Source organism: Paenibacillus tritici, assembly GCF_013204885.1.
Lineage (GTDB): Bacteria > Bacillota > Bacilli > Paenibacillales > Paenibacillaceae > Paenibacillus_AQ > Paenibacillus_AQ tritici.
Map to the genome: position 1 here is coordinate 116,375 of NZ_JABMKX010000002.1, position 18,864 is coordinate 135,238.

At 50.2% G+C, this 18,864-nt stretch carries 11 protein-coding genes; 2 read left to right on the top strand and 9 right to left on the bottom strand.

What is annotated here, in order from left to right:
• Nucleotides 1-121: 121 nt before the first annotated feature.
• The 4 genes from HQN87_RS03610 to HQN87_RS03625 all read right to left on the bottom strand — a co-directional run bounded on the left by HQN87_RS03610 (nucleotide 122) and on the right by HQN87_RS03625 (nucleotide 4,724).
• Nucleotides 122-1,744, bottom strand: coding sequence for an extracellular solute-binding protein (locus HQN87_RS03610; RefSeq protein WP_173127958.1), 1,623 nt, complete (start codon nucleotides 1,742-1,744; stop codon nucleotides 122-124).
• A gap of 30 nt (nucleotides 1,745-1,774) precedes the next feature.
• On the bottom strand, nucleotides 1,775-2,671 hold the full coding sequence (locus HQN87_RS03615; RefSeq protein WP_173127961.1) for a carbohydrate ABC transporter permease: 897 nt from the start codon (nucleotides 2,669-2,671) through the stop codon (nucleotides 1,775-1,777).
• 11 nt (nucleotides 2,672-2,682) lie between these two features.
• Nucleotides 2,683-3,597: an ABC transporter permease gene (locus HQN87_RS03620; RefSeq protein ID WP_173127964.1), complete on the bottom strand. Its 915-nt coding sequence runs from the start codon at nucleotides 3,595-3,597 to the stop codon at nucleotides 2,683-2,685.
• A 278-nt stretch (nucleotides 3,598-3,875) separates the two neighbouring features.
• A complete protein-coding gene (locus tag HQN87_RS03625; RefSeq protein ID WP_173127967.1) occupies nucleotides 3,876-4,724 on the bottom strand; it encodes a helix-turn-helix transcriptional regulator in 849 nt (282 codons plus the stop codon).
• A 154-nt stretch (nucleotides 4,725-4,878) separates the two neighbouring features.
• Between HQN87_RS03625 and HQN87_RS03630 the strand changes: the two genes are divergently transcribed.
• A complete protein-coding gene (locus tag HQN87_RS03630; protein ID WP_173127970.1) occupies nucleotides 4,879-5,820 on the top strand; it encodes an MTP-1 family protein in 942 nt (313 codons plus the stop codon).
• A gap of 265 nt (nucleotides 5,821-6,085) precedes the next feature.
• Entirely contained in the window at nucleotides 6,086-7,165 is a 1,080-nt protein-coding gene (locus HQN87_RS03635; protein WP_173127973.1) for a LacI family DNA-binding transcriptional regulator, read from the top strand.
• Between the two features lie 264 nt (nucleotides 7,166-7,429).
• Here HQN87_RS03635 and HQN87_RS03640 read toward each other — a convergent pair whose 3' ends face one another.
• The 5 genes from HQN87_RS03640 to HQN87_RS03660 form a co-directional block, all read right to left on the bottom strand.
• The gene (locus HQN87_RS03640) at nucleotides 7,430-7,612 is read right to left on the bottom strand and encodes a hypothetical protein (protein WP_216857133.1); all 183 of its coding nucleotides are present in this window, start codon (nucleotides 7,610-7,612) and stop codon (nucleotides 7,430-7,432) included.
• Between the two features lie 337 nt (nucleotides 7,613-7,949).
• Complete coding sequence (locus HQN87_RS03645; RefSeq protein ID WP_173127976.1) at nucleotides 7,950-9,839, bottom strand: S-layer homology domain-containing protein; 1,890 nt, start codon at nucleotides 9,837-9,839, stop codon at nucleotides 7,950-7,952.
• Entirely contained in the window at nucleotides 9,836-12,436 is a 2,601-nt protein-coding gene (locus HQN87_RS03650; RefSeq protein WP_173127979.1) for an Ig-like domain-containing protein, read from the bottom strand. The genes HQN87_RS03645 and HQN87_RS03650 overlap by 4 nt, the downstream gene beginning before the upstream one ends.
• Nucleotides 12,437-12,454: 18 nt before the next feature.
• On the bottom strand, nucleotides 12,455-17,152 hold the full coding sequence (locus HQN87_RS03655) for a pectinesterase family protein (protein ID WP_173127981.1): 4,698 nt from the start codon (nucleotides 17,150-17,152) through the stop codon (nucleotides 12,455-12,457).
• A gap of 123 nt (nucleotides 17,153-17,275) precedes the next feature.
• Nucleotides 17,276-18,820 (bottom strand): extracellular solute-binding protein, encoded by a 1,545-nt coding sequence (locus HQN87_RS03660; protein ID WP_173127984.1) that lies wholly within the window; start codon nucleotides 18,818-18,820, stop codon nucleotides 17,276-17,278.
• Between the last annotated feature and the right edge of the window lie 44 nt (nucleotides 18,821-18,864).

An 18,864-nucleotide genomic window follows, 5' to 3' on the forward strand; every position in this document is an offset into this window, starting at 1 on the left:
TTCTATGGGAGAAATTTTTGTAATCATAAATTGATTTCTTTTATTCAGAAGCTTCTCAACATGGAATAAAATCTCTTTTTTTTCGTTCAAAGCTCTTCTCACATCCTATGGTTTCGTTATCTTAATTTGCTGTCACTCTTTGCGCAGCATCGTTATAAATTTTCAGCGCTTCATCAATGGCGCCCATTGTTTGGACTTTATCTATGAATTCCTGCCAATCATCGAAGCTGCTCTTGCCGGCCACGAATTTGGCCTGTTCTTCCGTAACAAACGTTTTAACCGGGTTCATAATCTCCGAGATCCGCTGGTTCTCATCGCCTGTGAGCTGAATTGAAGGTTCGCTCAGCCAGGAAGGAACGTATTCGTTCTCAGGCATGGGTAAGCTCGTCAGGAATGGCGACTTCTCAATCGGCACCTCTTCATATTTGCCGTTAAATACGGTATAGTCTGTCGCGGCGAAATCTACAAACGCTCTTGCGTCGCTGACCATTTGCAGGCCAGGATTATGATTCCGGCTTGCCCGCATGCCGTATTTATCGCCTTCCAGCCACGGGTCTTTGGCATTTTTCAACGAGTCCACAAAGGTCGGAAGACCATCCTCCCCGATCGTATAGGTCGTGCCCTCAATCCCCCAGGTGATCAGTCTGATCATTTCGTCCGAATATTGATAATCAATGAATTTGATCAACTCTTCGGGGTTTTTCACTTTTGAACTTAGGCCATAAGTTGCCCAGCCCAGATCAGGAGTATTGCCATTCACCACTTCCTGCCAGGCTTTCCCGTACTTCGGATTGTCAGGATACAGGGAAACTGCAAAAATCTTGCCATCGTTGGCCGTTCTGGTGTACTCCGCCGGAGTGGTGAACCACTGTGTCAGCCACATGAGGTTGTCGCCGTTCAGCGCCTTTCTTTTCAGCGTATCATCGGTATCAATCGTATACTCCGGATCTAACAGCTTATCCGCATACAGCTTATTTGCAAATTGGAGCGCATCTTTAAACCCTTCTTCCAGCACCCCATATACATATTTCTCACCGTTCCAGAAAATTTCGTCCTTGATATGGTTCGCAGAGAACAGCGATCTCAGGCTATTCCATTTGGTTGCGACGGGATATTTGTCGGGGTAGAGTTTTTTAAGACTTTTGGCAGCCTCATAAAATTCATCAAGCGTCTGCGGAATTTCGATATGATTCGCTTGGAACACGTCATAGCGGTAAGAGGATGTATTCTGAATGAGCATGCCGCGATCCTCAGGGAACCTCGGAGTGGATGTTTCCATAAAGGTATACATCTCGCCGTCAGCATTCGTCACCCGCTTCATTCCATTTTTCACCTTGCTAATGTAGTTCATATAATTCGGCATCAAATCTGTATATTGGGCTAATTCAAGAAGCTGGCCCTGCCCAGCCATTTCACTCGTATCATAAAATAACGGCGTCACGAAGAAGTCTGTCAGATCGTCGCTCGCAATCATGAGTTTGACCTTCTCGTCATATTCAGAAGACGGAATATAGTTATAATCAATTTCCACCTTTTTACCCATGTATGCTTCCATACGTTTGTGCCATTCCTTGCCTACGAGACTATTCGGATTATCCACCCCATACGTAGGCAGAGTCACCGAGAAGCGCATCACATCCTGATTCTCTTCATCGGTAGCAGAATTCTTGGATTCATTCGAACATCCTGAAACAATCATTAGTGCGGCCAACCCGAGGACAAGTATTCTCGCCAGCTTGCTCATTTCATTCCCCCCTAATGTGTACGATAAACCTCAGCCTTTGACGGAGCCTACGAATAATCCCTTGGTGAAATGCTTCTGAAAGAAGGGATAGATGCACATAATCGGAAACATAGTAATAATAATGACGCTCATTCGTACCGCCTTCGGATCAAGTGTTTCTCCCGGAGCATTAACAGCAACTGCACCGCCTCCTACCCGGCCTTGAATCGCAGTCGTATCCAAAGTGAACAGATAGTTTCTTAACACCATCTGCAAAGGGTACTTATCCTGATCCCGCAAGTAAATCAAAGCTTCGAACCAGCTGTTCCAGCTTCCGACCAGACCGAACAGGGCAAAGGTTGCAAAAAGCGCTTTGGACAACGGCAGTATGATTCTGAATAGGACCACTAGATCATTCGCCCCGTCGATATAAGCAGAGTCCTTCAGCTCAGAAGGAATATTAAGAAAGAAGGTACGAAATAAAAATACGTTATAAGCGCTGATGGCACCCGGGAGAATCATGACCCATACCGTGTCTAACAGGTTCAGACTGCGCATAAGCAGATAGGTCGGAATTAGACCGCCGCCGAAAAACATCGTTATCATAAGGAAGAAGGTCAAAAACTTCTTACCTGCAAAGCCAGGGATCGTGAGCGGGTACGCCATCATTGCCGTAAAAAGCAGCATGATCCCCGTTGAGCCTGCCGCATAAATAATCGAGTTCAGATACCCTTTAAAAATGTATGGATCATGAAATACCGTCGTGTACGCTTCCAGATTAAATCCCTTAGGCCAAATCGTTACGCTCCCGGAAGAGATGTAACTTGCACCGCTTAGCGATGTCGCGACGATATTCAGAATCGGATACAGCACAACAACCATGATCAACAGCATGATCACAACATTTAAGGCATCGAAAGCTCTGGAGCCTAAGCTATCCCTTTTCAACTTCTCACCACCTAGAACAAACTTGTCTCTGATACTTTACGGCTAATCCAATTGGTCAAGTAAAGAACAATAAAGGAAATAAGCGACATAAACATTCCGATGGCTGTGGTGTACTCGTATTGCGCACCCAGTATACCTTGACGATACACATAGGACCCAATGACATCCGCTACTTCGTAAGTCTCAGGGGAATAGAGTAGAATGATCTTCTGAAAGTCACTCCCCAGAACTCCTCCTACCGCAAAAATCAGCAAAATAATTGTAGTCGGCTTAAGTGAAGGCCAGGTAATGTGCACAACCTTCTTCCACCGGCCTGCGCCGTCTACTTCAGCCACATCATAAAGCGTTGGATCTATTCCGCTTAATGCGGCAAGATAGATGATCGTGCCGAACCCGACGCCTTGCCATATACCGGAGGAGATGAAGATCGACCGGAAAAAATCCGACTCCAGGAGAAACATCACCGGCTCTCCGCCGAAAAAGGCGACAATATGGTTAAACAAGCCGTCTCTTGCCGTAAATTCCTTCAGCATTCCCGCAACAATGACGACTGAAATGAAGTGCGGGAAATAAGATACCGTCTGCACTATTTTCTTAAATCTTTTGTTCCTTAGTTCATTGAACAGCAGGGCCAATATAATCGGCGCCGGAAACGACCAGAATAAAGTATACAAACCGAGAAGCAATGTGTTCTTCAACACTCTAAACGCCATGGGATCATTAAAAAAAGAAAGGAAGTACTTGAATCCCACCCACTCGCTTCCCCATATCCCCTTAGAAGCATTAAAATCCTTGAAAGCGATTAGAATTCCGTACATCGGAAAATAGTGAAAAATTAACAGCGTCAGGAAGCCGGGAAGCACCATAAGGTAGAGATAGCGGTGCCTGATCATTCTGGCTATGAACCTGTTATTACTTGTCTTCACTGAAACGCCTCCTGACTGTCAACCTGTTGTAGTCTGATACACCTGGTACCGGTCGCTCACAGCCACCTGAACTCCACGATCCAACTGTTTGCAAGCGCATTCATTTTCACCTCCAGATCGGAACCCAAGTTCGTCGAAACCGGGTTGTTCGTGCTTTCCGTTTACTCAGATTAGATCATCATGATGCCGAAGGTTATTATGCTAAATAGAAAATAGCACATACTATTTGATGCGTCAATATATAAAAAGCAAACATAATTAATATTAATTTGGTATACCTATCTATGGATTTTACCGAATTGCCGGTACCGGTGAGGCGTCAGATTATGTCTCCGTTTAAACAAGTCGTAGAAGTAGCTGACGTTCTCAAGTCCAATCTCCAAACTGATATCCACGATTTCCATATCCGTGTTCAGCAGCAAATTCTCAGCGTAGGACATCCTTAATTCATTGATATATTGGGTTGGAGACATCCCAAGATACTCTCTGAACATTCTGCATACGTAGGCATGCGATTTACCGGACAGCTGGACAAGCGCGGCCGTTCCCCGTGTAAATTGTTCTTTCTTGTTCACCTCTTTGCATAGGGCCTTTAACCATTCCGGCTGTCCCGCTGGTTCGAACGGTTCTGCTTCGGCCGTGATGTAACGGGAGAACAGGTCGGTCAAGATGGCTCTTACCTCTGCTTTGATAGCCGGCTTCTTCTCCTGCGGGATCAGATTGAGCAGCTCCAGCCGATACCGCACATATTCTTTTTCCGTCTTGGACAGCAAAGTCGATGGCGGCATGGCCGGCTCAAGAAGCCTTCCGCTGGGGAATCCCTCTCCCAAAAAAGCAATCATGTCATCCAGGACCTCCCGGTTGAACGATAAATTGATGAACTGGCAATCACTATCCGCCGTCTGCTCATAACAATGCATATCCCGGTCCCGTATGAACACGAGAGTATTCTCCTGCAACACCTGACGGCTGTTGTTAATGACATGCACAACGCTTCCCTTCAGAATGAGAAATAATTCAAAAAAGTCATGGCTATGCATGCCGATCGTCTCGCGCACCGAGGCGATCAGCCGGTAATGGGCCTGAATTTCAGAATCAATGCCGTCCGCTGCAAGAAGCTTCAACATTGGCGATACTCCTCCTTGTTCGTTATGTACTTTGATAAAGACAAGCCTTGCAATGTCAAACCACCATAATGCATCCCAAAATGGAGCAAGAATTGGGACATAGCTATCCATTAGGATAGAATTGTTATTGAAGCCTGAAAGGAGATTGCCGCAAATGAACTTATTGCAGCTGCGTCAGCAGTTTGAAGCAAACAAACGGATCTATGAAAGCGCCAAGCTTGTCTTCCATGGAGCGGAAGAGTTCGATGTCTACAATCCTTCGATCCCGTTTGAATGGAACGGCAAGCGCTACATTTACGGACGCCTGGAAAGACGCGATGAGTGGGCAAGGTCTTGGGTCCGCCTGTTCGAGCAGAGCGGTCCGGATGACTGGACAGCCGTGCCGGACACCATGATATATCAGCTTGAAGACCCTTATATCAGCATCATCCACAAACAGCTCGTACTGGGCGGTACGCATGTCCGTTACAAGCAGGGGCAGCTTGATTCTTTCTATGGTTACTTCTACAAAGGCCGTGATATTCATGATCTCTTCTACTTCACGACGGGGCCGGATAATATGAAAGACATTCGGCTCGTAGAGCTTCAGGATGGCAGGATCGGCGTCTTCTCACGGCCACGCGGCGAAGGAATACGCAAGGAATTCGGAAGTGAATCTTTAGTTGGATTCACGATCATCAACAGCCTCGATGACCTGTCTTCCGAGGTTATCGGGAACGCCCCTAATATCCAAGGCCTGTTCCACGAGGATGAGTGGGGGGGCTGCAATCAGGCCTACTTGCTTGAGAGCGGGAAGATCGGCGTCATCGGCCATATCTGTTATGCCGAAAAAGGTATATCGACCTATATGAACATGGCCTTCGTATTGGACCCGCAGACGAATCAATTCTCAGAGCTGAGAATCATCGGCACGCGTCCATGTTACCCTGAGGGTCCCGCCAAGAAACCGCATCTGACGGACTGCGCATTCACCGCCGGCATCGAAATGCGTCCCGATGGCAAGGTCAATCTGTACAGCGGCATCGGCGATTGCGAGGTTGCCCGTATTGTCATCGACTACCCGTTCGAGAAGGAAGGCGCCATGGTTACCCTCTAAATGAAATACTTAAGCTTCGGGCTGCTGGATTTGCCAGCGGCTCTTTGGGTTGTCCGTTGACCGGCGTAGCTGACAGCAGTCAAGATGTTATGTTAGGTTAATGGTAAAGTATACTTTATTTGACCTCATAGTAATACATACCTGCTCAAAATTCAATTTTTTTATCTTATTCGATAAAACTCATCCAAAACACGCTGTAAGTAAGTATACTTTTTAAAACGATGTACGCTATAATTGAGGAAATGTCGATATGAGGTGAACTTACTTGAGCAAGAAGGACTTAACTCTGCCAAAGTACCAGATGGTTAAAGACTATGTCTTATCCCAGATTGAGAATCAGGAATTCACAGAAGAAAACCGGATTCCTAGCGAGTCGGAATTCTCCAAGCTGCTGGAAGTCAGCACTATCACCGTGCGCAAAGCACTGTCAGAGCTGGTGAACGAAGGCGTGATCTATCGCGTCAGAGGTAAGGGGAGCTTCGTCGCCAGTCAAGCGGCCGTCCCGGAAAAGACCTCGAATCTGGTGGCTTTCGTCATTTCCGGCGTCGAACTGTACGATAGCTCGTATATGCAGATCATGCGGGGCATCCAGTCCTTTCTGGGCAAACATGGCTGCAAGCTGATCATTGAATTCGTGGAGAATGATTTCGAGCAGGAACGTGCACTTGTTCTGGAGCTGATTCAAACCGAACTAAGAGGACTTCTCATCTATTCCTCTGATCCCGAAGCGGCAAAGGGCTATCTCGGGGAAATTCGAAAAACAGCGATTCCGTTTGTTATGCTGGATCGTTCGCCTTCCGGCTATCCAGTCAACGTCGTCACTTGCAATAACCACGACGGTGCTTATGAAGCAGTCGAATACTTGATCCAGCAAGGTCATCGACGAATCGGATTTGCAGCTTACGACTATCATCTGAGTCCGGAGATTGACAGATATAATGGTTACCGCAATGCTATGTTGAATGCGTCCCTTCCAATCTCCGAGTCTCTTTTGTTCCTGGATAAGGACATGGATCACTCTATGCTTGCACACCTGATTCAGAGCGGGGAGCTGACCGCACTGTTCTGCGCGAACGATAAGCGGGCCCTTGAGGTAATAGACCAGCTGACTGCACTCGATATCCGTATCCCCGAACAAATATCCCTGATCGGCTTTGACGATTTCGAGAGCTCCAAGTTCGCCAAGGTCGCCTTGAGCACAGTGAAGCAATATTTCGACGTTCTCGGCTATGAGAGTGCCAAACTGCTGTTCGAAATTACCGAAGGCTCGTCTTATGGTCATAAGAAAGTCATGTTGCCCACCAGCCTGGTCATACGTGAGACAACTAAGCCGTTCCAAGGCTAACGCTTGATTCACCACCCGTTAGCACGATACGCTGAAGCTCACAATAGGGAGCTGTCCCAAAAGTAGATATTCTACTGACAAGTCAGACTCTCGAAATTCTCACAAGCTCTCTACTACTTCGACATAAAACAGAGCTGCCCCAAGCAGCCATTTCATGGCTTTTGGGGCAGCTCTCAATCGAATTAGGCATCCTTAAATCGAGCCGATTTCCCGTATGCTTATGCTTAACCAAGACCAGACTTCTCAATAGCCCACATCATAGCATTACTGTTGATCAGCCAACCATTTAGTGCCTTCCTCCTGGGCCTTCTTCATTCCATCGGCCGCACTTAGTTCACCTAACAGGACACGTTCCACATTCTCTGACAGAATGTAGCGCGGCTGGCCGGAGCAGTATGGATAACGTGGTGTCCACAGCTGGCCCATTTGCTTCAGAATAATGTCCATTTGGGAGAATTTACTTCATCCATTATACAGACTGTTGCTTTTCGAAGTGTAAGGCCAGTGTAATTTTTGGATACAGATGACGATTACAGGGTTGAACCCTTTGAGAACAGGATTATGGATCATCGTTTTAAACCTCCATCGTCATTGATTCCGTATCCGCTACAGATCGTAAGCGTTATCATGATGAAACATACCTTAGCGCAAGCGCATATGGCTAGGATACCTTAGCACAGCACGGTCATAAACCGGGAAACTTAAGGGAGTGAGCGGGCAATCTTAAGGTTACAAAAATCCGCCCCCCGTACGGGAGGCGGACAATTTCGCCCAAGCGTTCAATTTACAGCTTATTAATAATTCTGAACATTATAACGGCAGCCTCTGCCCTAGTCGTATTGGCGTGAGGGTTAAGCTTGCTTCCACTGCCGCTGACAATTCCCTCCTTTACCATCGCAGCAACATCCGCGACCGCATAAGCCGCAAGCTTTGCTCTGTCGCTAAACTTACGGATATCGTCTGCACTGCCTTCCGGCATTGCCGCCCCGCTAAGCGAAAGGGCCCTGCTGCCGAGAACCATCAGCTCCTGGCGGGAAATCGGTGTATCCGGCTTAAAGAGGTTATTTCCTGCTCCGCCTGTGATCCCCAGCTCCCGGACTATTCCCAACGCTTCATAGTAGTATTTCGCAGGACTAACATCACTGAAGTTATCGCTGAAGCTAGATGTAAGCCCCAGGCCCCTTACCAGAATAACCACGAAATCGGCCCGGGTGATATTAGCTTCAGACGCAAAGGACGTATCCGAAATCCCGTTGATCACCCCTTTGGAAGCCAGAGCTTCTATGGATTGCTGCGCCCACGGAAATTTATCGGCGTCATTGAAGGTCTTGAATACATAAGAAACGGAAAACTTACTGAAGTGCGTGGTACTAAAGGTTACCCTACCTGCCGCCGCATCATATCTGGTGTTGGGTATCTTGGCTGCCTTTCCCGCCGGATCAATATACCAGACTACGATATGTTCACTGTTGTTAAGTTCGTCCTGCTTAGGTATATATAGAACAGATACTTTAACCGGTGCATTTTTGTTGTTCCATTCAACGGCTATACCGTCAACCTTTGCAGTCAATTCGATGACCGGTTTACCGCTGGTGCTTTCTCTCAGCGATGGGTCAGTTATTGCCGCCGCATCCGCTAATCCGATAACCATAGAAACAGTAGAGTTGCTTGCTGTAATCCGATCTTTGAACATATTTCCGGGTAGTTCAACGGTCCCAATCGGAGTAACCAGCCGGATCACCTGCTTCAGATCTCCTGCAAACAGGCTGGCCGGCAGCACCGGCTCATACGCCCTGGCTCCTTCTGTCTGAGTTATAATGACTTCCACAGTTCTGATTCCTCTGGCGTCCGGTACCGCTTTGGACAAGGCTATGCTGACAGCTGCTGCAGGGACAACTGCCTTCGCTACAGCCGATGCCGGATCAAGCACGGCAGTCAGCGTGATGGCAGAACCTGCTGCTGCAGGTGAAGGCTTCGGCGTCGCTGCTGCTCCGGTGTGTCCGCCTGGCAACGGCGGTGGTGTCGCTGCAAGTGTGGCGGTCGGCGCCGGTGTTGATGTTGGAGTCGGTGTTGGAGTCGGTGTTGGAGTCGGCGCCGTCCCGCCGCCGACCTTTACCACCAGCTTCACGGTTTGCAGGCTTCCGTTCACATTACCGGTAACCGTGAATTGACCGGCTGTACCGGTATCCGGCACTCCCGACCATTTCACTCCTACCTCCCGGTTAGCCCCGCTGTCGAATACGGCAATCACGGAGCCGGGCAGCACAAGCTTGCCGCCTGTGGCAACTGTAAGAGCCTGCAAAGGTCTGAAGCCCGTTATCGTCTCGGTATTCTCAACCGTGAAAGCCTGCAGCTCTGCCTGCCCGCTCCCGGCCGAGCTCACAAAGCCGTAATACTCTCCCTTTGGAAGCACCGTCTGAAAGATGTGCTGTCCGTTTATAAGCTCAGCCTGATCCATATAGGCAATGGAGCGGGTCTGCTTTTGCATAATCAATACAGTTACTGTGTCCTGCTCATTGGCTGTACTGATAACCTTGATTGCTGCTGTATTATGATCTACCTCCAAGCTCGCCGTTAAAGCTGCAGCTGCCGATACGCCGGCATTGCCGAACGGAAGCACAAGCATTGAGAACACGATCCATGCTATGCATGCTCTGAAGACCTTCTTAGTCATAAGCCTCCTCCTAACTGCACGAGCTTCTCGTTGGAAATAAGCTGTCCTTCTTGCACATTATTGACGACATAAGCCTTTATCTGCAGCCCTGTCATCTGCAGGGGAGTGCTGAACATGGCTTTTACAGTCTTGGTCGTGTTCACCCCAAAGGCAGACTTCACATAAGACGCGGAGAGAGTATTTCCCTCTGCGTCACACAGCTGGATAACAATTACCCCCTCCGGGGCAACAATGGAATTCTTCTCAACGGTAACAGCGGCTGCTGCAGTCAGCCCCGGAGCCAGCTCCGTTACCTGATTTCCCAGGGCATCTGTAAGCTTGACATCCTGTACCGTAAAGGAGCTGCTGAGCTGCACATTCGAGAATTTAGCCGTGTTGTAGTATTTATCCCCTATTGCAGGCTGGGTCCCGTCGACGGCAAATCCGATATAAGCCTCTTTATCCATGTCAAAGGTATCCCTGAACAGCTCTTTCCAGTGTTTACCGTCATAGGAGGTAAACGCTGCAATGGTATCCTCTACACGCTCCAGCTTCAGCCAGATCGGCAAGGTGTTATCGGTCAAGCTTGGCAAATAATCCTGCGGATAATCGGCATTATTCAGTGTGCGGATAGTCTCCCCTTTGTTCATCCGCGATGAGAAATAGGTGGCATAGAACGTGTCATCCTTATCACCGTTTCCAAGCTCATCCCGGTCCGCCTTCACGATGGAGGTACTGATCACCGCTGCAGCTGCGTCCGGCTCCAGGCTATCCCGGATCATCAGGCCCGAAATGGCGTTGTTGTCCAGCAGGGCGATGGAATCCAGTCTGGCGGTTAAGGAAGCATTGCCGCTGACCGGCTGGTATACATAATGGAAGCTGTCGTTTTTGCTGGTGACTTTTCCGGACCCTTTCACAGTCAGCGTACCGGAGCCGTCCAGGCTTCCGCTGCCCTTCACCGGGGTATTGCCGATATCCGCGGAAGTCCAGCCCGTACTCACTTCGGGACCATTGACATGAACCGGCAGGGAGGTGGACTGGGTTGCATTTCCCTTCGTATCATAAGCCCGCGCGGAGATAAAATAAGTGCCGTCCTCCACATTGTCCAGAGTGAAGCTGTACGGGGCCTTCTTTACTTCCCCCAGCAGCACATCATTGCTGTAAAATTGCACCTTGGAAATTCCATCCTTGTCTGCAGCCTCTGCATCAATCCGGATGGCTCCGCCCTCGGCAAACAAAGCGTTATATACAGGTGATTTCAGCTTAACCACAGGATTGTCAGCAGGATGGGTCATATCTGCCAGACTGTTCAGATAATTCTCCAGATTGCTGTACCCGTTCGGACTGATGGTTTTGCCGTCCGCTTTGTCCAGCTTATCCAGTCCATGGGCCTCTTCCCAGGCATCCGGCATGCAGTCATGATCGCTGTCCAGCGGAGCTTCAGCGGACTGTAATTCCGGATAACCGCCCACCTCATATTCCCGGTTGATCGTCCGGCCGGTCCCGTCTATTACATCCTGTACGGCCCGGGCATCTGCGGCATCTCTTCTTGGCAGCACCGCACCAGCCATGTCCAGCACATCCTGGTACGCCTGCCCGGCATCCGTGATCTTTACGGTTGTATAGCTGTCATTCTGAAACGGGGCTTTGGAGAGAACCGTGGCAGGGATTACATTCTGAATCCCCTTGCTGTTGTCCGCGCTGATCTCCGGGCTGCCGTACATGTAATTTCCGTCCACAAAAAACTCGCCGTCACCGGGATTGATAATTCTGCCTTTTACGGACTGGAGGGTAGACGGCCCCGGCTTATAGTAGTTATTAATGACATTGGACTGCAGCGTGGTTAAGCCGCCATAGGTGTTGTTAAAGCCCCAGTTGTAAATTACATTGTTAGACATCGTGATATTTCCGGGCGTATTGCCGTTCCCGATTCTCGGCATTCTGCTGGTATGGCTGGTAAGCAGATTGTGGTGGAAGGTTGTCGCATTGCCGCCCCAGATCCCTCCGTATCCGTGTTTTCCTTTTACATGCCCGGATAAAGTAAGACTTTCACTGATGATGCTCCACTGCACGGTCAGATTGTTATTCTCATAAAAGGATAATCCTTCGTCCGTCGACCAGCCGGCTGAGACATGATCAATCATCACATGATTTGAGCCCCGGCCGCCAAGGGCATCCGGCTCACTGGAGATGTTGGCCGAACCGGGTCTGAATCTTAAATACCGGATAATAATATTGGTTGCACTGCTGATGTCGGTGTTAAAGCCGGCGATGCAAATCCCGTCTCCCGGAGCGGTCTGTCCGGCAACCGTAATGTTTTTTCTGTTGGTGAAGCCGAGCGGGCTTGCCAGTTGAATCGTCCCCGATACCCGGAATACGACCATTCTGTCATCTCCGCTGATTGCCTCTCTCAAGGACCCCGGCCCGGAGTCATTCAGATTGGTTACTTCATAGACGTCGTAGCCCCGGCCGCCGCTGGCATACATCCCTCCGCCCTCGGCCCCCGGAAACGCCGGCATTGCCGCCGGCGCCTGGGCAGCATGAGCAGGCACGGCATCAGCCAGGAATGAAACGCCCAGCAGCGCACATAACGCAGTTGAGATCATCCTTTTTTTCATGGTTTATCCTCCCGCAGATTAATTGGATTGTAACTCGGCCGTTTCAGAAACAGGCTGCATGTCAGTCATGTTGTCCCAGACAAAGGCTTTGAGCGTATAGCCGTCCACCTCATCAGGAAGCCTCAACCGGGCGTAAAGGGTATCCGTCTCTCCGCTATACAGGGACTCTGCCGTACTGATGAATTTGATCAAGTTGTTATGTTCGTCATACAGGCCGATAAACAGCAGAACATCTTTGGTATCAGCAATATAGTTTTCCGCTTCCGCCTGTATCCAAATTTCCCGGCCTGCTTCGAGCACAGTAACGGCTTGTCCCTCTGCATCATAGAAGCCAATGCTGCCCGCTCGATAAGTGTAAGTAACGGCATACTTAATAAAGCTTTCGTTGCCGTACGTATCGGTGGCCTTGATTTCAATTTCATTCAGTCCCGGCACCAGAATCAGCTTTGCACTGAACGTGTCACCTTTGTGTAAAAGTAAATGCTCCTCCGTCCCGTTCAGCTTTTCAGGAATTCCGTTATTTCTGATTGTCAGGATGCTCTCCTTATCCACAGTCCCGCTTAGCGGCAGCAGGGCACTGAACACCCCGGCGGCCGGCTCAGCCGAAGTCATCGTCAGAACCGGAGGCAAATCCGCTGAAGCAGTAGGCGAGACACTTACCACCTGTGACGGCACGCTTTCCCCGCTGGCATTCTTTGCAGTGACAGCAAAATAGTACGTTCTGTCATTTTCCAGCCCTGTAACAAAAGCTTCATACACAGAGCCTCCGACGGTAAGCGCTTCTGTAAATGGCCCTTCCGGGTTTGTGCTTTGATGTACCGTGTAGGAAGTGGCTGTATTTAACGCATCCCAGGTAATCCGGGCACCCGCATTATAAGGCTTGGCCTGGACATTCTTCGGCGCGACCGGCTTGCCGGCGTTGGCGTCAAACCGCACCGTTCCATCAGCCATCACCATTCTGACATCTTCGAATACAGCTGTAAGCGACGAGGAGGCATTGGCGGCATTCACCATCAGCCCCACGTACAGCTCCTTGGGATTCCCGTTCTCATCCAGGCCCAGCTGCTTGGCGGTAGCTGTGCTGATCGCTAGCGTTTCCGAGGCAACCGGATTTTCCGGGATCGGCAGGGTGCTGACGATGGACAGGATTTTGTCGCCGGTTTTGGTGATCTGCAGGTAGGCGGTTCCCTTCACCGGCATCACAGAATTAGAGCCGTTGGAGGAGCCGCTGTACCGGAACATTTTTCGTCCGCCTGTGGCGGTGGCTGCCTGTGTGTAATGGTAGCTGTCCGGGTCCAGGCTCTCTCTGAGTGTCAAGCTCATCGCCCCCAGCTGGCCTTCACTATAAACCGCTTTGGCGCTGATCGTATAATCTCCTTTGACCCTGACTGCCTTCATATAAAACTGATCCAGTCCGGTGGCGTTCTTATTGATTCCCGTTCCTGAACCGGTCAGCGTGAACAGGTTGGTATCCTCATCAAAGCTTGATGAGCCCGGTGTGCCGGGACTGCCGATGTCATAGGCCGTGAAATCCTCCGGTTTAATAACATTACCGGGTGCAGTTCCGGTTCCCGGAGTTATCGCAGCTTCATTGGAATCCGGGCCTTCCCCATGCTCATTGGAAGCGGATACAACAAAGTGATAGGCTGTTCTGTTGGTTAACTCCGAATACGTATAAGAGGTAACCGTTGCCGGGCTAATGGTATGGAGCATGTCGTACCCGGTACTGTCCGCCGACCTGCCTTTGACAGTATAGTAGGTAGCGCCTGTTACTGTTGACCACGTAATTGTTGCATTCCCATCTCCGGGTTCAGCAGTTATGATTGGTGCAGCAGGCAGTCCCTGCTTATTGATAGTAATCTGTACAGCATTACTTTCCGCCGTATTTCCGGCAGTGTTGACGGCATTTACTTTAAAGGTATAGCTCGTCAGGGGAGCCAGATTATCCGCCGTATAAGTGGTTTCAGTTGTTGTGGCGACCTTCTGACCATCCTGATATACCTCATAAAAGATCGAGCCGATGCTGCTGACAGCGCTCTGCCAGCTGATAACACCCCGGGATTCGCTGACGGAGTCTGCCTGCAGGACAGGCGGTGTCAAGGTACCCGGCTCATAATAATGAGGTACCCAATCCGTGCCGAAATACCGGGTCACATCAACTACAGCTGCCGCTGCGCTAAGCACATTCCCTTTTCTTGAAGAGGTGTCTGCCGGCATGCCGTTATAGGTGGTGTTGTATTCATAGAAGTCTGCCTTTTCCGGAACAGAGCCTCCCATGCCTGCCCAGCCTTCCGGATAGATGATGGAGCTGCTCTCCAGCCTGGTATCCAGAAAAATCACCTTGGCATTCTGTCCCCATGGTCTCCCGAAGTCCCCGGATGCCTTATAGTTATTAATAGAGCTGCCTGTGACTGTGCTATCCCTGAACAGATAGCCATGGAAGGACGAGTCCGCTGCTGAAGGAGGTTTGGCTGCTGTAATATGGCCGCCGGAATCCTGATCGCTGTAGCCTGCAAAGTTAAGCGTACTGTTATCGAATACAACATTGCCCGAGCCGAAGATATAGTCGGTGTTGCCTTCTATGAAGCTGTCCTTGTAATATTGGCGGGTGTTGCCCGTGAACAGCGTATCCTGGTTGGACAGAAATTTGCATTTATAAAATTCTGCCTGATCGGCTTCGACCGCGATGGCAGCCGCCCGTTCCGTTGCCCCTCTCGATCTGGCGTCCAGTGAAGCTGTTCTTGGGGTAAGATTGGTAGGCGTGTTGATCGTTGTAACCTCTACCCCGTCCTCCAGCTCCTCTTCAGTAATATATTTGTTGAAGGAATTTTCAAAGACGATGTTCTCGGCCCGGAAGCCTGTGGCGGCGCCCGTCACAAATACGGTTGCCCCCCACTTGAAGCTGCCCGGATTGCCCTTCAGGTATTTATCAAAAGCCCGGTCCTCATTGTACAGCCCATCCGGCCCTGCGCTGTAATAATCGTACCCAACCCCGTAGTACCACGTGATTTTAACCTCCTTATCCGGGTCGGCATTGACGAGGCTGATGTAAGGAGTGGCGATTTTCAGCTGGGCCCGGTAAGTGCCGGGGACAATATGGATCGTAATCCGCTCAGCCTCGCTGGAAGGATTCATTCTCGCGGCTGCAGCCAGTGCCTCCTTGACCGAGCCGAAATTGTGCTCCTTGGAACTGTCGCCCACATACAAATCCTGAATTAGCGGAAGAGCGGCCGGAGCCTTGGAGGTTAAGAATTTGAGAGCCTTTACCGTGTCGCTCCCCTTGATAACAGTGTGTCCGGCGGTTGTGTAGGCGGGGTCAGAGCAAACTGCGATCACTGCATAAGCGCCATCCCTCAGCTTGACTGAGTAGCCGCCGCCCGTAACTTTTCCGGTATAGCTGTACCCGTCATTTAGATTCGTAAATTCCAGGCTGCTGACAGTAACCCCGGACGGCAATCCTGTAAAAGCACCGGTTGCGTCATAAACCGCCGCCTTTGCAACCGTGAGGGTCCGCGCAGTATCCGTGCTGATGCTAACGTCCGCTTCGCCTGTAAGCAGGTAATCGTTCACACCGGAAAGGGTCAGGGTATAGCGCTCTCCGGCACGGAGATCTGCCGAGTACGTCAGCGCTGCTGTATCCAGTACAGCTTCTACGGCCGGAGCAAGACTTCCCTGTGGCGGAACCAGGGTAACCTTCAGGTTATTCAGGCTGTAGCCGTACTCGAATCCGCTAAGGGTACCGCTGAGTTTTGCCAACGGGGTTTTTACTACATTTAATTGGACATTCTTAATGCCGCTGCCAAGATCAGCAAGAGTAACGGCTACGGTCTTCGAGGTGTCTGAAATGGCATATTCAGAGCTGACGCCCCGAAGAACGGCGGTATACGTGTAGCCTGCTGTAAGAGCGGCCGTGTAAGTGCCTTCAACATCCAGCTTTGCCGGCAGGAGCTCTCCGGTGGACTGATTCTGAAATACGATGGAATGACCGGATAGTGTATACTCATTCAGGTTGAGCGTACCGGATACTGTAACACCCGGGGTTATGGTAATGCGGACGACATTGGGTTTATAGCTTCCTGACTCAGAATAAAACAGCCGCAATGTTCCGGAGTCCAGTGCATGATATTCAAGGATCTGCCCAGCTGAAGTAAACGTGTCGGTGCTTCTGGTCACGACCTCACCGGTGGAGCTGCTGGTCAGGGCAAAATTAACGGTTGCCGGCCCGGATCCGTTGGTAACAAAGCCGTACACCGTAATGTTGTCCCCGGCTTCCACATTCTCCATCTGGATGTATTTGGCTGAAGCATCTCCGTTGCCGGCGGAATAGACAGAGCCCTTGCTCGCATAGCCGTCGCTGAAGGTTTTGGTGGTAGGCTTGCCATAGGATAATGCGCCGTTCACTTCACCGTCGTAATAATATAGTCTGTGGTAACCGCCCCCGGCAGGGGTCATTACCGTTAAGTCGCCGAACACGGTATTCTGCCTGAACCAGCCGGCCCCGATAAAGGAGCCTAATCCATTGAGTGTATCCACTGTAATATGATTGATGTAGGAATCTCCCGCTGCCTGTACGCCTCCGAAGTCCCATACCTCAACCTGGCCGCCTTGCGCATTGCCCTCCGCCTCAGCGGGGCCAGGCTGCAGGCCAAACACAGCCGTTACCAGCATCACCAGCACCATGAACTGGCTCATGGCTCTTTCCGTCCGCTTGTACATGTGTGTCCTCCTTGTTTCAAAAATGATAAATCTGCACTTATATAAGCGCTTTCAAGATTTACTCTAAAAAAACCGTCTTACTTCCTTTCCAGGTTCATAAGACGGTTTCACTCCAGCCGACAATTATTTTTTGTTTCTCAGATAAGCTTCTTTATACTCTTCCATCAGGCCGCTGCCGCCGGCCTGCTTCCACTTCTCGATTTCGGCGTTCCAGCCGGCTTCATCCAGTTTGCCCATGATATATTTGGTCTCCGCGTCTGTAATCATCTGCTCCAGCTCGCTGCCCCGCTCCGTGAAGGTATTAGAGATCAGCGTCAGGGCCGGATTGGTCACTACATACTTTTCGTTCTCAGTGACCACCTTATTGTTCTTCTCGAACAGCTCTGTCTGCTTCATCAGCTTATCCATGTTATACGATTCTCCGCGCTGGAGCAGCGTATCCCGGTAAGGCTTCACTTCCTTGGCATCGGCATCCTTATCCAGCGGAAGGGTATAATCGCCTTCGACGGTATAGTGAGTGCCTTCAATCCCTTTGTTGATCAGGTTGACCATTTCCTTATCCAGCAGCTGGTCGAAGAACGTCATGATCCGTTTCAATTCCGCTTCACTCTGGACAGAGGACTTTGGTATGGCCAGAATTCCGGCGTTGCCGCTTTCAGCCGGAACGCGGATTCCTGCCGACCCCTCCAGTCCAACTACATCCATAACGGCTGTAGGAACGACCTTCTCCAGGTTCGACTGCATGGACTGGGCGTTGCCGCCGGAGATCCGCAGGGCTACCCGGCCTGCTTCATAGGCCTTATCGACCGTCTGAGAATCGGTTACGGCAAAGTCCTGGTTGATCAACTTCTCGGCATACAGCTTTCTGAACAGGTTTAGGGTATCGGTGAACTCCGGCGTCATGAACTCAGGTGTGAAATTGCCCTGATCGTCCACTCCCCACTTGTTCGGACCGCCCTGCATAACGGACAGTCTGGTCAGGGTTGAGAACACATTCTGATTGTAGTTCTTATCCAACATGAAGCCGTAGGTGTCATTCTTGCCGTTCTTGTCCGGATCGCCTTCTGCCACAGCCTTCAGTACGTTGTACCAGTCATCCAGCGTTTTTGGCACCTGGAGGCCTGACTCATCGAACCAGTCTTTGCGGTATTGAAGGGCTGCGCGGCCTACGTTACGGAATACGGGCAGCCCATACAGCTTGCCGTCCACTTTAATATTGTCATAGTAGGTCTCAGGCTGTGCGGCAAGATTCTTGTAATCCTGAAGATAAGGTCCGAGTTCCCAGAACACATCCGCCTGCATTGCACTGATAATATTAGGAACATAGCTGACCTTCAGAATTTTGGGAAGCTCGCCCGAGGCAATCATAACGTTAATCTTTTCATCATAGCCCGAATTCGGAATCCACTGGAAGCTGAGCTTCGTGTTTGTATATTTTTCGATTGCCTGCTCCATCGGATTCCCTTTGGCCGGTGCTTCAGCGGCCTGGTGTACGGCAATGGACAGCTCCAACGGTGCTGTGTCCTCCACAGCAGGTGAATTTGTGTTACCCTTAGCCGCATCGGTATTACCGCCTGCCGCATTCTGCTCATTATTGCTGCCGCATGCAGACAATACAGTTGTAGCCAGTAACGCGCCCCCCATTAGTAACGCCATTCTTTTCTTCATTAACCTAACCCCTCCGGTTGTAGAAATTTCTATGGTAAGCCCGT